This is a genomic window from Peristeroidobacter agariperforans, from assembly GCF_004138335.1.
Taxonomy (GTDB): Bacteria; Pseudomonadota; Gammaproteobacteria; order Steroidobacterales; family Steroidobacteraceae; genus Steroidobacter; species Steroidobacter agariperforans.
The window spans coordinates 401344-415950 of the sequence record NZ_RYFW01000004.1; the positions used below are offsets into that span (position 1 = coordinate 401344).

Here is a 14607-nt window from a genome sequence, read left to right on the forward strand (position 1 = left end):
ATTTCACGGATAGAGCCAATAGTCCAGATCGTGTTGCCGGATGAGGGCCCGGAGCCGGAGCATAGCCTGCATTGGACGATTCTCGAAAAGACCGCCGCATGCAGCGTTACATCCTCAGGCTTTCCTGCCCGGACCGCAGAGGCATCGTCGCCGCCGTGGGCAGCTTTCTGCTCGAACACCGCTGCAACATCGTGGAGAGCGCCCAGTTCGGCGACCAGGCGCAGCGCTTCTTCATGAGAGTTTGTTTCGATGGCGAGCAGGCCCAGCCGGTCGAAGCCCTGCAGGCGGCGTTTGCGCCGATCGCCGAGAAGTTCTCCATGCAGTGGGACTTTTACGACCTCGCGGTCAAGCAGCGAGTCGTGCTGATGGTCTCCAGGTTCGGGCACTGTCTCAATGACCTGTTGTATCGCTATCGAATCGGCGCGCTCGCCATCGAGATCCCCGCGATCGTCTCGAACCATCGCGATTTCTATCGGCTCTCCGCCGCCAACGACATCCCGTTCCATTACCTGCCGGTGAGCCCGGAGAACAAACCACGCCAGGAGCAACAGTTGCTGGAGATCGTGGCCGAAACGCGCGCCGACCTGGTCGTGCTTGCCCGGTACATGCAGATTCTGTCGCCGACGTTGTGCCAACGGCTGCAGGGTCGCGCCATCAACATACATCACTCGTTCCTGCCGAGCTTCCAGGGGGCGAGGCCGTACCAGCAGGCGCACGATCGCGGCGTCAAGTTGATCGGCGCCACCGCGCACTATGTCACGGAGGATCTGGACGAAGGGCCCATCATCGAACAGGACGTAGCACGCGTCGATCATGCCATGAGCGCAGACGATTGCGCCGCTGTGGGGCGCGACGTGGAGTGTGCAGTGCTGGCGCGTGCGGTGAAATGGCACGTCGAACACCGCATCTTGTTGAACGGCAATCGCACCGTCGTGTTTCGCTGAGCGCAGGTCGTAGATGACACAACCCAAGTTAGAGGACATGCCGCAACCCGCGGTCGATCGGGCAAGCATTGCCAGGCTGGCGCGAGAGTGTTCCATCGAAATGAACGTGCAGGATGCTCCTCAGCTGCGTCCTGCCCGCGTGCTGTTGTCACCAGGAAAAAAGGTCTACGTGAGCCATCTGCCGAAGCAGACATGGCAGCAGACACTCGACGCTTGTCGCGAGGTGCGAGAGGTTGGATTCGAGCCGGTGCCGCATGTGCCGGTTCGTTTGTTGGAGAGCGAGCGCTCGCTCGAAGAGTTTCTGCACGAGGCTGTCCGACGAGCCGAGGTTGCGGAGGTGCTGCTGATCTCCGGCGATTATCCGCAGGCGCGCGGGCCGTACTCGACTGTTGCGGAGGTTTTGCGAACCGGCAAGCTGGTCGAGCTCGGCTTGCGCAGGATTTCGATGGCGGGCCATCCCGAAGGACATCCACGAGTGGCGCTGCCCGAAATCCGACGAGCCGAACGCGACAAGGCGCAGCTGGCGCAAGCGGCAGGATTGCAAGCCACATTGCTCACGCAGTTCTTTTTCGAAGCGCCGCCGTTCCTCGAGTGGGCTGCGGGCTTACGCGCTGACGGTGTCAACTCGAGGCTCGTCGCAGGCCTGTCCGGCCCCGCCAGTATCGCGACGCTGCTTCGCTATGCGGTGCGCTGTGGCGTCGGCCCGTCGATTCGTGCGCTGGGGGCAAGGCCGACCTCGATGGTGAAGCTCATCGGCGACCACGGGCCCGAGACGCTCATGCGCACGCTGGCCGGCGTGTCACGACCCGATGTGTATGACGGCCTGCACCTTTTCACGTTCGGCGGTTTCTTGCGAACGAGCGAATGGTTGAAGCGTGTCGGCGACGGCGAGTTCACGCTCGATCGGCACGGTGGTTTCCGCGTCGACTGAGGACTATCAGCAAAGTTTATCGCTTGGCCGCGGTTCGGCATTGGCGCGACGGTCTGCCGTCTCCCAATAATCGGCTGCTTGGATCGAATATAAACAGTTAGATATTGCGGGGATGGAGTGGACACAAGGCTGGGTCCCTACGCAGGAGTGGCTGAGCGGCGCGCCGACGGATGTTGGTCGCTGCGCTCTGTCGACCCGCTGCGTTCCTATCCTCGCCGCTTCACCGAATATCTCGCGCGCTGGGCCCGGGAGCGTCCCGAGGCCGTCTGGCTCGCCCAGCGCGACACCCATGGCGAATGGCGCAAGCTCAGCTATGCGGCCGCCTTCGCACAGATCCAGAGCATCGCCGCAGGCTTGCTGCAACGAAGCCTCAGTGCCGAGCGGCCGCTCGTGATTCTCTCGGGCAACAGTATCGAGCACGCACTGCTCACATTCGCGGCCATGCATGTCGGCGTGCCGGTCGCGCCGTTATCGCCGGCATATTCGCTCGTCGATCCCGAGGCAAGGCGTGTCCAGCACACGATCTCGCTGCTGACGCCGGGATTGGTGTATGCCGAGGACGCTCGAGCATTCGACAACGCGGTATCGGGGGCTGTGCCGGCGGCAACAGAAGTCGTCGCTCTTGATGGCCACTTCTCCTCGCGGCGTCACACGCCATTCTGCAGCCTGATGAGCGAGGCGAGCGTCGACGTCAAGCGCGCACATGAAGCGGTGACGGGCGACACGATCGCGAAGTTCATGTTCACCTCCGGCTCCACGCGCATGCCGAAGGCAGTCATCAACACGCATCGCATGCTCTCGTGCAATCAGCAAATGTATGCCCAGTGCTATCCGTTTCTCGAAGAGGAGCCGCCAGTGCTGGTGGACTGGCTGCCCTGGCATCACACGGCCGGCGGCAACGCCAATATGGGAACGGTGCTCGCACACGGGGGCACGCTCTACATCGATGCGGGCAAGCCGACGGCGGCGGGTATGGCGCAGACGGTTGCGAATCTGCGCGAGGTGGCGCCGACCGTCTACTACACGGTGCCGAAAGGCTTGGAGATGCTGGTCGACGCAATGCGCGGCGATGAGCGCCTTCGCACGCGCTTCTTCAGCCGCATGAAATTGATATTTCCTGCCGGCGCCGGCCTGCCGAAGCCGGTGCAGGACGCGATTGACGAGATGTCGATGCAAGTGCGCGGGCGCAAGACTCCGATGACCATGGGCCTGGGCATGACGGAGACGGCTCCGTTCGCCATCTCGGCGCATCTGCCGACGTGGCAACCGGGAGTGATTGGACTGCCAGCGCCAGGCGTCGACGTAAAACTGGCGCCGGTCGCGGACAAGCTCGAAGTGCGCTATCGCGGGCCGAGCATCACGCCTGGCTATTGGCGTCAGCCGGAGATCAGTCGCGAGGCCTTCGATGACGAAGGTTTCTTCTGTAGCGGCGATGCCGCGGTATTCATCGATCCGGCTCAGCCCAGCCTCGGGCTGCGTTTCGACGGCCGCATCGCCGAGGATTTCAAACTCTCGAGCGGCACCTGGGTCAATGTCGGCGCGATGCGTTCGGCAGTGCTGGCGGCCGGCGCGCCATACATCCATGACGTCGTGTTCGTCGGCCAGGATCGCGATGAACTCGGCATGCTCGTGTTTCTTAGCACGATGGCCTCACGGCTTTCCTCTGCCGGTGTGCAGACCTGGTTGGGCGATCTGCTCAAAGTGCTGGCGCATCGAGCAGGCGGTGGCTCGCAGCGCGTGACTCGGGCGCTCGTGTTGCAACAGCCACCGTCGATCGTCGCAGGCGAAGTCACGGACAAAGGCACGATCAATCAGCGCGCCGTGATCCTGGCGCGTCAAGCGATGGTCGAGCGGCTGTATTGCTCGCCTCGCGAGCCCGGCGTGGTGGTGCTGTCATGACCACGCTGGCGCTGATTCCAGGGTTGCTCTGCGACGAGTTCGCATGGTCGGAACAAAGGCGCGCCCTGTCGAGCCACGCTCGAGTCTGGGTGCCCGATCATGGCTCGATTCATTCGCTCACCGACATGGCGCGAGCCATCCTGCGCGATGTGCCGGCCGAGACATTCGCCATGGCGGGACATTCGATGGGCGGCCGGGTCGCGCTAGAAGTGCTGCGGCTCGCACCGCATAGAGTCGAGCGCCTGGCGCTGCTCGACTCCGGCTGGCAGCCGCGCCAGCCCGGCGCCCGAGGCGAAGAGGAACGAACATCTCGGCTGGCGCTGCTCGAAGAGGCTCGTCGCAACGGCATGCGCGCCATGGGGAGGCGGTGGGCCTCGGGGATGGTGCATCCCAAGCGACTCGATTCATCGCTGTTCGAAGCCGTCGTCGACATGGTCGAGCGCAAGACGCCAGAAATATTTGCCGCGCAGATCCGAGCGCTGCTCGCGAGGCCCAATGCGATGGAGCAGCTACTCGCCATCCATTGTCCGACGCTCGTGGCCTGCGGGCGCCAGGATGCCTGGAGTCCCTTATCGCAACACTTGCAGATGGCCGTGATCGTCCGCGGCGCGCGTCTGCGCATCATCGAGGAAAGCGGTCACATGAGTACGCTGGAACAACCGGAGGCCGTGACGGCCGCGTTGGCGGAATGGCTGAGCGGGAAGGGCGACATCCCGGTCGCGCAGCGACCCATCGCGCTGCTGGAGCGTCAGCTCGCCGAGTCGGCCTGTCGTGATGTGGTGCGCCGGGCCGCACTCAAACTCGACGCCAACGACCTGGACGGCTTCGCCCAGTTCTTCACACCCGATGCGGTCGTCCTGCGGCCGGGCAAAGAACCTCTCTGCGGGGTCGACGCATTGCTTGCGTCCTACCGATCCCGGCCGCCTTCCTACCTGACTCGACATCTGGTGTCCGGCAGTGTCGTCGATCTGCGCGCGCCCGACGAGGCGCACGCCATCAGCAATGTGTTGCTGTGGACGGGGAATGCCGATCACGAAGCCGGCGATTTCGGCCGCCGTGCGCAGTCGCGGCAAGTCGTCGGGGAATTCGAAGACACCTTGCGCTTGTGCTCCGACGGACGGTGGCGCATTGCGCACCGTCAGGCACGCTTTCTCCTGCACGTCGAAAGCGGTGGGTGAGGCATGGCGCCAATCGATCCCAGTGCACAGCTGCGTCGCGAGCCCATGAGCTCGTTTCAAATCGTCGCGGTCGCGATTTGTGTCGCGCTCAATGCACTCGATGGCTTCGATATCCTCGCGATCACATTCGCCGGGCCGGGCATCACGCGCGAGTGGGGACTGGGTCCGGGCGGGCTCGGCATCGTCATTTCCACCGGCCTGGTCGGCATGTCGGTGGGATCGCTGTTGCTGGCGCCGCTCGCCGATTCCATCGGCCGCCGTCCCATCATCCTGCTGTGTTTGATTCTGATGACCGTGGGCATGCTGCTGTCCGCGACTGCCGCCAACGTCATCGCGCTGTCGATCTGGCGCATCGTCACCGGGCTGGGCATCGGCGGCATGCTCGCTTCCATCAATGCGATGGTTGCCGAGTATTCGAATGACACTCGCCGCGACTTCTGCGTCAGTCTCATGACCATCGGCTATCCGTTGGGCGGCGTGCTGGGCGGCACGGCCGCCGCTTGGCTGTTGCGCGAGTTCGACTGGCGCTCGGTCTTTCTGTTCGGCGGCGTAGTCTCGACGCTGATCCTGGTCGTGGTGTGGTGGCGCCTGCCAGAGTCCATCGAGTTCCTGGTGTTCAAACGTTCGCCGGACGCATTGAATCGTGTGAATACGATTCTTCGCCGCATGGGGCGAGCAAACATTGCTGAAATGCCAGCCCGAACGCGGCAGCCGCGCATGAATGTCTGGGCGGCGTTCGACAAGCAGCTCGTAGCGCAAACGGCGCTGATCTGCGCGGCGTACTTCCTCTACATGATGACGTGCTACTACGTGCTCGGCTGGATTCCTTCCATCGTCACGGCACTGGGCTTCACCGCGAGTGTTGGCGCGGAAGTGTCGGTCTGGACCAATCTGGGTGGAATCATCGGCGGCGCGCTGCTCGGGTATCTCGCCCGACACATCAATCTCAAACCGCTGGCGAGCGGCGCGATGCTGCTCACAGCGCTCTCGCTTGCCGTATTCGGCCGCACGCAACCCGATTTGTTCGCTCTCAAGGCAGTCGCGTTCGTGCTCGGCTGGTTTCTCTATTCGTCGGCGGTCGGGTTCTACGCGACGTTCGTTCGCGTATTTCCGACGCACCTGCGCGCCACCGGCACGGGCTTGGCCATCGGCCTGGGTCGTTTCGGCGGAATGCTCGGTCCCGTGCTCGGCGGCTGGTTGATGGCGGTGGGAACGAGCCGCCCCAGTGTCGCGGGGATCATGGCGCTTGGCGCGGCACTGTCTGCGATGTCCATCTGGTTATTGCGAGGATCGATGTTGGCAGCGCCGCCGCGGCTGGCGCTGAGCCGCTAGAGAGGTCGAATAAACAGGGTCGATACGACAGGGGGCTGCCGTGTATTCATCAAGACGAGTTCCGATGATGGCTGTGGCATTGACGTTGACGCTGCCGCTGACAGCGCGCGCTGCCGAGCTGGAAGAAGTGATCGTGACGGCGCAGAAACGCGAACAATCGTTGCAGGACGTGAGCCTGGCCGTCACGGCGCTGTCCGCCGACGACCTGCTCCGTAGCAACATCTCGAGCATCGAGGACCTGCAGCATCGCGTGCCGGGTGTCACGTTCGGCAACGACTTTGCGTTTGCGAAGCTGTTCATCCGCGGCGTCGGTTTGAACAGCTCGTTTGCCGGCATCGATCCTTCCGTGGCGCTGCACGTCGACGGCGCCGTGGTCGCGCAAGCGTCCGCGCAATTCGCGTCGCTGTTCGATCTGGAGCGGGTCGAAGCGCTGCGCGGCCCGCAGGGAACGTTGTATGGCCGCAATGCCACCGGCGGTTCCATCAACCTGGTGACCGCGAAGCCCACGCAGAACTTCAGCGGCTACACCAATGTTTCAGTCGGCGGCAGCGATCTGAGCTACGGACTGGACTCCGCGCTAAGCGGACCGCTCACAGAAAAGCTGCTCGGCCGCGTCGCTGTCCACTATCAACATCACGACGGCTACGGCAAGCACACTGGCAGCGGCAAAGACATCGATGACCTCAATGTGATCGCCACGCGCGGCCACCTGCAATTCAAATTCAGCGAGGACGTGGACCTGTTGCTCAGTGGCGAGTATGCCAAGGAAGACGATCACACCAAGTCCGTGCACTTCATCGCGCCCATGTTTCCCAACCCGCCGCTGCCCAGCCTGCGGGCCACGGGTCTGCCCAACGTGTCGCCGAACTCGCGCAACGCTGGCGGCGACTTCCGCCCGACGTTCGAAAGCGAGACCTGGGCGGCCACTGCCACATTGACGGTCGGCGTCAGCGATGCAATCTCGTTCAAATCGCTGACCAACTATCGCGAGTTCGACGATCAGCTGACGCAGGACTTCGATGTCTCTGACACGGTGAACGGCAACTTCCCGCCGGCGCCTACGTCGACGACGCAGTTACAGGCCATCGGCGATGAGCAGTTTTCTCAGGAACTGCAGTTCATCTACGAAGGCGACCGGCTGCACGGCATAGCCGCCGCCTTCTACCTGACCGAGGACATCGACAGCCTGGTGCTGCTGGGTCGCGATCCTGTGCGACAGCCCACCCGCTCCCGAGTGATCGTGCCGGCAACGCTCGATGTGGACGCATGGGCGTTGTTCACCAACTTCACTTACGACCTCACCAAGATGTTCTCTATCAAGGCCGGCGCACGCTACAGCTCGGAGAAGCGCGCGATGGAGAATCATTTTGCGGTGGCGAGCCCGGTCGACCCGGCCGCTGTCTTCGATCCGGTGAAGCGTGCGTCTCGAGATTATTCGGATTTCTCTCCGGAGGTGGGTGTCGAGCTGCGGCCCATGGATTCGGTCATGCTGTACGCCACCTATTCGGAAGGCTTCAAGAGCGGCACCGCCAATCTTGGCGAGCGCGTGCCCAACCTGGTCAATCCCGAGACGATCGAGAACATCGAGGCGGGCTTGAAGAGCTGGCTGTTGAAGGACTCGTTGATGCTCAACGTCGCCGCCTTCAAATACAAGGTCGAGGATGCGCAGTACGATCGCACCTACGCCATCACTGCGCCGCCGTTCTATGCCGCCCGACTGGAGAACGCGGCGACCACCGACGGCAAGGGTGTCGAGCTCGAGACCAGTTGGATCGCGACGGAGCGCTTCAAGGTGTCGTTCGCCGGCACCTACTATCACATTCGCTTCGACAAGTTCCTGTCGCAGAACCCGATCAATCCGGCGCTGTTCGGGCCGGGTGGGTCGAGCCTGCCGCCGGAGGATCTGACCGGCAACCGTCCGCGCAATACGCCGGATTGGACCGCCGAACTCTCGGCAACCTACGAATGGCCGCTGACGAGTGGCGCATCGCTGGCATTGACCGGCGGAGTGTCGAGCCGGGATAAGCAGTACTACACGGAGTTCAATGATGAGATCACCGGCCAGGACGGCTTTACGCTGTACGACGCCAACCTGCTGTACACGGGCGCCGGCGGCAAGTTCACGCTCAATTTCTGGGGTAAGAACCTGTCGGATGAGATGATCGTGTCCGGCATTTATGTGACGTCCACCGCGCGCACGATCACCGGCACCTATTTGCCTCCGCGCACGTATGGCGTGACCGCCGGTTATAAGTTCTGAGGAGCGAGGGACCGATGCCGTCAGACGCCGTTCAGTATCACATGCGGAATCAGGTTGGCTTCTTGCTGATCGATTACCCGCCGGTGAATGTGCTCGGAGCATCGGTTCGCGCCGGCCTTGCACGCAGCCTCGAGACAGCCCTCGCCGATGAGTCCGTGCGGGTAATCGTCATCGCCTGCGCCGGTAAGACGTTTTCGGCCGGCGCCGACATCGGCGAATTCGATGGCGCGATGGCGGAGCCGACATTGCAGTCGGTGTTCGCGTCCATTGAGGCGTCGAATAAGCCAATAGTCGCCGCGCTACATGGAATGGCGCTTGGCGGCGGCGTCGAACTGGCGCTCGCATGTCACTACCGAGTGGCGACGGCGGATGCAAAGCTCGGTCTTCCAGAGATCACGCTGGGACTGATCCCGGGTGCAGGTGGCACGCAGCGTTTGCCGAGAGTCATCGGGGCGGCGGCGGCACTCGACATGATCGTCTCTGGCGCACCTGTCGACGCCGCGGCGGCGCTGAAGCTCGGACTGGTCGATGCAGTGGTCGACGCAGATCTGCTGCTGGGAGCACAACGTTTCTGCGAGCAATTGATCGAGCAGGGCGCAGAGCCCCGTCCGACGGGCAGGCGGGCGGTCGAGGCCAGGGGCTTCGATGCGGCAGGCATTGCTCTCACCCTCAGCAAACATTCGCGAGCCTTGAAAGGGCGCACGACTCAGCAACTGGTCGTCGAGGCACTCACTGCGGCCACGCAATCGGACTTCTACGCCGGGCTTGCTATCGAACGTCGCATTGCCGATCGCTCGATTGCGACGACCGAAAGCAGGGCACTGCGCCACCTGTTCTTCGCCGAGCGGCAGGTCGCGAAAGTGCCCGGTGTCGCGATGGATTCCTCAAAGGCGCCGATTGCCCGCGTCGCGGTCATCGGGGCGGGAACGATGGGCAGCGGCATCGCCACCGCGTGCGCCGACGCAGGCATCGCCGTTACATTGATCGATTCCCATGCCGAGGGCATCGAACGCGGGCTGGCGTCGATTGCATCGAACTACGAGTCGAGTGTGGAGCGCGGGCGTTTGACTCATGAAGAAGCCGCGCGCCGGCGCGGACGCATCGTGGACTCGCTGGACCTGGGGGCCGCTGCCGAGGCAGACGTGGTGATCGAGGCGGTGTTCGAAGATCTGGCGCTCAAACAAAGCATCCTGTCCAAGGTCGCCTCGCTCACTGCGGCGTCGACGTTGCTGGCCTCGAATACTTCCACTTTATCCATCGCCGAGCTGTCACGAGCCTGCCGCGATCCGCAGCGGGTGGTCGGGCTGCATTTCTTCAGCCCGGCGCATGTGATGAAACTGCTCGAGATCGTGCGCGCGCCAACCGTCGATCCGGCAGCGCTCGGCCGGGCGCTGATGCTGGCAAAGCAGTTGAAGAAGATCGGAGTCGTGGCCGGCGATGCCTTCGGCTTCATCGGCAACAAGATGATGCTGGACGGCTACTGGCGTGAAGCGGAGCTGCTGATGTTGGAAGGCGCGACGCCCGAACAGGTCGACAGCGCGATGGAAACCTTCGGTTTCGCGATGGGGCCAGCGCGCGTCAACGATCTCGGCGGAACCGATGTCGGCACCAAGACCCGCATCGAGTTGTTCAAACGCGAGACGCGGCCGGATCCTTACTTTGTCATCGCCGATGCGCTGACGGCGATGAACCGCCTCGGGCAGAAGACGCTTGCGGGCTTCTATCGGTATCGACCGGGCGAGCGGCAGGCGCTGCCGGATGACGAGGTGATCGGGCTCATTGCAAAGCTAGCCGCCGGTCGCGGCATCGCCCAAAGATCGCTCGAAGCCTCTGAGATCGTGGAGCGGTGCCTGGTGCAGCTCATCAACGTCGGGTCGCAGGTGCTCGAAGCTCGCATCGCGATGCGCGCTGCCGATATCGATGTGGTGTGGGTGCATGGCTATGGCTTCCCCAGGCATCTCGGCGGCCCCATGTTTCACGCCGACAGCCTCGGGCTTAAGCACGTCCTCGAGCGCATCGAGTACTACGGCGCTCGCATGAAGAATCGCAACGACTACTGGCGGCCGGCGCCACTGCTCCAAACACTCGCTCAGCAGGACAGGTCGTTCGCAGATTGGGACAGCGAGCGCGCCGCCTGATGAAAGAGTACGACGACATTCCCGGGACTTACGTGTTCGATGCCGAGCGCGCACGTCAGGGATATCACTTGAATCGCTTCTGCATGTCGCTGATGCACGAAGACAATCGCAAGCGGTTCAAAGCTGACGAGGCTGCCTACGTGAGCGCGTTCGGCATGAGCGAGGAGCAGGTCGACGCGGTGCTCGGCCGCTCCTGGAATCGCATGCTGGAGCTGGGAGGCAATGTTTATTTCATGGCGAAGCTGTTCTTCACCGACGGTCGTTCGGTGCAGTTCGCGTGCGCGCAAATGGCTGGCATGTCTCAGGACGCCTACGCGAAGATGATGTTGAGCGGCGGCCGCTCGCCGGACGGAAACCGCTACAAGCGCGAGCAGAACGATGGCTGAAGTGTTCGCCGCGTTGACCACCTCGCACTTGCCGGCGATGGGCGCGGCCGTCGACCTGGGCAAGACTCGCGACGAGTACTGGCGGCCTGTGTTCGAAGGCTATGAGTTCGCGAAACGCTGGATTGCGGACGCACGGCCCGATGTGGTCATCCTGGTCTACAACGATCACGCGACTGCGCTCGGGCTCGACGTGATTCCGACGTTCGCACTGGGCTGCGGTGCCGAGTTCGAGCCGGCCGACGAGGGCTGGGGCCGCCGCCCGGTACCGGTCGTGAAGGGCGATCCGGAGCTCGCGGCCCATCTGGCGCAGTCACTCATCCTGGATGAGTTCGACCTGACGCTGATCAATCGCATGGATGTAGACCACGGCCTGACGGTGCCGCTGTCGATGGTCTTCGGTCAGCCCGAAGCGTGGCCGTGCAAAGTCATTCCGCTCGCGGTGAATGTCGTGCAGTACCCGCCGCCGACGGGCAATCGCTGCCTGCGCCTGGGTCACGCTCTGCGCAAGGCGGTGGCAAGCTACGATCGCGATCTGCGCGTGATGGTGTGGGGGACGGGAGGAATGTCACATCAGCTGCAGGGGCCGCGCGCCGGTCACATCAACTCGGATTTCGATGCTCGCTTCATGGACCTGCTCATCGACGCGCCAGAGCAGGCCGCCTCGATCCGGCACATCGATTACCTGCGAGAAAGCGGGTCGGAAGGCATCGAGCTGGTGATGTGGTTGATCGCCCGCGGATCGCTGACTGCGAAGGTCCGCGCCGTGCGGCGCTTCTACCACGTGCCGGCATCCAATACCGCAGTCGGCCATCTGATCCTCGAGAACGCAAATGAGTAACAAAGCGGCCTCGATCCTGCTCCACCCGAATGCCATGCGCGAGCAATCGCGGCCGTTGCCCGCTCGTATCGATCCGAACGTGAGGCAGCTGCGTGCACTGGTGTCGGTTGCGCAGGGCGGCTCCGTTCACAAAGCCGCATCGCTGATGCATGTGACGCAGCCGGCAGTGACGCGCGCGATTCATGAGCTGGAGCAGGCGCTCGGCCTCGAACTGTTCGCGCGTACACCCAAGGGCATGGTGCCTACCACTGTGGGCGCCATTCTCGTCGAGCGTACTCAGCGCGCCTTCGCTCAGTTGGCTAACGCCGAGCAGGAATTGGTCGACTTGGGAGTGTCCCGGCGTTCGACCGCGAGCATCGGCGCGAAGGTGACCAATCGGCACTTGCGAACGTTGGTGGCGATCGATCGCCATGGAACGGAAACCGCAGCGGCGCAAGAGCTCGATATCTCGCAGCCTGCGGTGACGCAGACGCTGCGCCAGTTGGAGCGCATCGTCGAAACCGATCTGTTCATCAGAACGGCGCGCGGCATGCTGGTGACTCGTGCCGGAGAGATCATGCTGCGGCGGACGAAGCTGATGTTCCATGAGCTGCAGCAGGCGCGTGACGATATCGCCGCCCAGTTCGGCAGTATCAGCGGTCGCATCGTGGTCGGCGCTTTGCCACTGGCGAGCACGCTGCTCGTGCCGCGCGCGGTAACGCGTTTGAAACAGGAACATCCGGACCTGCAGATCACGCTCCTTGAAGGAACCTACGAGTCGCTGCTGGAGAGCCTGCGCTGCGGTGACGTCGACCTGCTGGTTGGCGTGCTTCGCTACCCGATTCCTTGTAGCGACATCGTGCAGGAGAAGCTGTTCGAAGACTTGCTCTCGGTCGTCGGCCGGAAAGGGCACCCGTTCGCCTCGGCGGCATCGTTGAAGCTTGCTGACGTGATCGACTGCGAGTGGGTGTTGCCGTACAAGGCCGCGCCCTCGCGCAAGGCTTTCGAGCAGGTCATGCACGCCGCCGGCCTGCCGCTGCCGAAGAACGCGATCGAGTCCAATGCACTGGTCGCGCTGCGCGCGTTGCTGATCGAAAGCGACCGGCTCTCGATCCTGTCGCGCAACCAGATTCACTACGAGGAACTGCACGGGATGTTGTCGGTGTTGCCCATCGACATGCGCGGTAGTGAGCGCCCGATAGGCATCACGACGCGAGCCGACGCCAAGCGTTCGATTGGTTTGCACGCGCTGCTGCGCCACCTGCGCGCAGTCGGCGATGAAATGAAAGACGGAATTACTGTGGAGACGAGACGATGAAGCCGATGAATTTGGAAGGTGTATTGAAGCAAGCCGGCAATCCGGTGCACATGTTGCGCAACTCGAAGATTGGGGCGTACGTTTATCCGGTCGTGCCCTACGAGTTCAGCAATTGGCGGGACGAGCAGCGGGGCTGGCGCGAGACCGCAGTGTTGTTCGACCAGACCCACCACATGGCGGAGTTCACGGTGAGGGGGCCGGACGCGCTCAAACTGTGTTCGTATCTCACCATCAACAGTTTCAACAATTTCCAGCCGAACCGCGCCAAGCAGATGGTCCCGTGCAGCCATGACGGCTACGTCATCGGCGATGGCATTCTGTTTTATCTCGACAAGAATGAGCTGCTGTTCGTCGGCCGTGCGCCGACCGTGAATTGGATGCAGTTCCACGCCGAGAGTGGCGAGTTCAAGGTAGAGACGATCCGCGACGATCGATCTCCTTCGTATCCGCGCGGCAAGTTGGTCACGCGGCGGCACTATCGGTATCAGATCCAAGGCCCGAAGGCTTCGCAGATTCTCGCCAAGCTCAACGGCGGGCCGCTGCCCGACGTGAAGTTCTTCTCGATGGACACCATCAACATCAAAGGTCGGCAGGTGCGTTGCCTGCGTCACGGCATGGCCGGTGAGCCGGGCCTGGAGATCTGGGGTCCGTACGAACAGTACGATGAGATTCGCGAAGTCATCCTGGCGGCGGGCGAGGAGTTCGGGCTGGTGCAGGTGGGGGCGCGCGCCTACTCGACCAATACATTGGAATCCGGCTGGATTCCTTCGCCGCTACCGGCCGTTTACACCGGCGAGAAGATGAAGGCGTATCGCGAGTGGCTTCCGGCCAGCGGCTACGAAGCGACCGGCTCCATCGCCGGCAGTTTCGTTTCCGACAATATCGAGGACTACTATCTGACGCCGTATGCCTTGGGCTACGGCCCGTTCGTAAAGTTCGATCACGACTTCGTCGGCCGCGAGGCGCTGGAGAAAATGCAGCACCAGCCACAGCGCAAGAAAGTCACTTTCGAGTGGCATCCCGAGGACCTGGCGAAGATCTATCGTTCCATGTTCGATCCGTCGATGCCGAACTATAAGTACATGGACATTCCAAACTTCAATTACGGATCGTCGTCCTACGACGCCGTGCTGAAGGGCGGCAGAGTGGTGGGCTTCTCGATGTTCGGTGGCGCCAGTTTCAACGAGCGCAGGGTGCTGTCGCTGGGCGTCGTCGATGCAGGCATCAATGTGGGCGACGAGCTCACCCTGCTGTGGGGCGAGGAGAACGGCGGCACCGACAAGGCCACCGTCGAGCGCCACACTCAGCTCGAAGTCCGCGTGAAGGTGGCGCCGGTGCCTTACGCGCGTGACGCTCGCGAGGGGTATCACCAGGGCTGGCGTAGCAGGCAGGCCTGAGCTTGCC

11 protein-coding genes are annotated in these 14607 nt (G+C 62.9%); all 11 read left to right on the forward strand.

Annotated elements, in window-relative coordinates:
- Nucleotides 1-98 precede the first annotated feature (98 nt).
- Nucleotides 99-944: a formyltetrahydrofolate deformylase gene (gene purU / locus EK373_RS27575; RefSeq protein ID WP_129647811.1), complete on the forward strand. Its 846-nt coding sequence runs from the start codon at nucleotides 99-101 to the stop codon at nucleotides 942-944.
- A gap of 13 nt (nucleotides 945-957) precedes the next feature.
- Entirely contained in the window at nucleotides 958-1875 is a 918-nt protein-coding gene (locus EK373_RS27580; protein WP_129647813.1) for a methylenetetrahydrofolate reductase, read from the forward strand.
- A gap of 117 nt (nucleotides 1876-1992) precedes the next feature.
- Nucleotides 1993-3774, forward strand: a complete 1782-nt coding sequence (locus EK373_RS27585; RefSeq protein WP_129647815.1) for a feruloyl-CoA synthase — start codon at nucleotides 1993-1995, stop codon at nucleotides 3772-3774.
- A complete protein-coding gene (locus EK373_RS34455) occupies nucleotides 3771-4952 on the forward strand; it encodes an alpha/beta fold hydrolase (RefSeq protein ID WP_157994563.1) in 1182 nt (393 codons plus the stop codon). Before EK373_RS27585 ends, EK373_RS34455 begins: the two co-directional genes overlap by 4 nt.
- Before the next feature lie 45 nt (nucleotides 4953-4997).
- The gene (locus tag EK373_RS27595) at nucleotides 4998-6284 is read left to right on the forward strand and encodes an MFS transporter (protein WP_157994564.1); all 1287 of its coding nucleotides are present in this window, start codon (nucleotides 4998-5000) and stop codon (nucleotides 6282-6284) included.
- Nucleotides 6285-6351: 67 nt separating this feature from the next.
- Nucleotides 6352-8544, forward strand: a complete 2193-nt coding sequence (locus EK373_RS27600; RefSeq protein WP_232831292.1) for a TonB-dependent receptor — start codon at nucleotides 6352-6354, stop codon at nucleotides 8542-8544.
- A 14-nt stretch (nucleotides 8545-8558) separates the two neighbouring features.
- Complete coding sequence (locus tag EK373_RS27605; protein WP_129647821.1) at nucleotides 8559-10682, forward strand: 3-hydroxyacyl-CoA dehydrogenase NAD-binding domain-containing protein; 2124 nt, start codon at nucleotides 8559-8561, stop codon at nucleotides 10680-10682.
- Nucleotides 10682-11068: a protocatechuate 4,5-dioxygenase subunit alpha gene (gene ligA, locus EK373_RS27610; RefSeq protein ID WP_129647823.1), complete on the forward strand. Its 387-nt coding sequence runs from the start codon at nucleotides 10682-10684 to the stop codon at nucleotides 11066-11068. Before EK373_RS27605 ends, ligA begins: the two co-directional genes overlap by 1 nt.
- Nucleotides 11061-11906: a class III extradiol dioxygenase subunit beta gene (locus tag EK373_RS27615; RefSeq protein ID WP_129647825.1), complete on the forward strand. Its 846-nt coding sequence runs from the start codon at nucleotides 11061-11063 to the stop codon at nucleotides 11904-11906. The genes ligA and EK373_RS27615 overlap by 8 nt, the downstream gene beginning before the upstream one ends.
- Nucleotides 11899-13203, forward strand: a complete 1305-nt coding sequence (locus EK373_RS27620; protein WP_129647828.1) for a LysR family transcriptional regulator — start codon at nucleotides 11899-11901, stop codon at nucleotides 13201-13203. Before EK373_RS27615 ends, EK373_RS27620 begins: the two co-directional genes overlap by 8 nt.
- The gene (gene ligM / locus EK373_RS27625) at nucleotides 13200-14600 is read left to right on the forward strand and encodes a vanillate/3-O-methylgallate O-demethylase (RefSeq protein WP_129647830.1); all 1401 of its coding nucleotides are present in this window, start codon (nucleotides 13200-13202) and stop codon (nucleotides 14598-14600) included. Before EK373_RS27620 ends, ligM begins: the two co-directional genes overlap by 4 nt.
- The last annotated feature ends 7 nt before the right edge of the window (nucleotides 14601-14607 follow it).

Excerpts from the sequence above, each read along its gene's own strand:
- EK373_RS27615 (WP_129647825.1), top strand. The coding sequence starts at position 11,061 with ATGGCTGAAGTGTTCGCCGCGTTGACCACCTCGCACTTGCCGGCGATG.
- EK373_RS27580 (WP_129647813.1), top strand. The coding sequence starts at position 958 with ATGACACAACCCAAGTTAGAGGACATGCCGCAACCCGCGGTCGATCGG.
- EK373_RS34455 (WP_157994563.1), top strand. The coding sequence starts at position 3,771 with ATGACCACGCTGGCGCTGATTCCAGGGTTGCTCTGCGACGAGTTCGCA.
- purU (WP_129647811.1), top strand. The coding sequence starts at position 99 with ATGCAGCGTTACATCCTCAGGCTTTCCTGCCCGGACCGCAGAGGCATC.
- EK373_RS27595 (WP_157994564.1), top strand. The coding sequence starts at position 4,998 with ATGAGCTCGTTTCAAATCGTCGCGGTCGCGATTTGTGTCGCGCTCAAT.
- ligM (WP_129647830.1), top strand. The coding sequence starts at position 13,200 with ATGAAGCCGATGAATTTGGAAGGTGTATTGAAGCAAGCCGGCAATCCG.
- EK373_RS27605 (WP_129647821.1), top strand. The coding sequence starts at position 8,559 with ATGCCGTCAGACGCCGTTCAGTATCACATGCGGAATCAGGTTGGCTTC.
- EK373_RS27600 (WP_232831292.1), top strand. The coding sequence starts at position 6,352 with ATGGCTGTGGCATTGACGTTGACGCTGCCGCTGACAGCGCGCGCTGCC.
- ligA (WP_129647823.1), top strand. The coding sequence starts at position 10,682 with ATGAAAGAGTACGACGACATTCCCGGGACTTACGTGTTCGATGCCGAG.
- EK373_RS27620 (WP_129647828.1), top strand. The coding sequence starts at position 11,899 with ATGAGTAACAAAGCGGCCTCGATCCTGCTCCACCCGAATGCCATGCGC.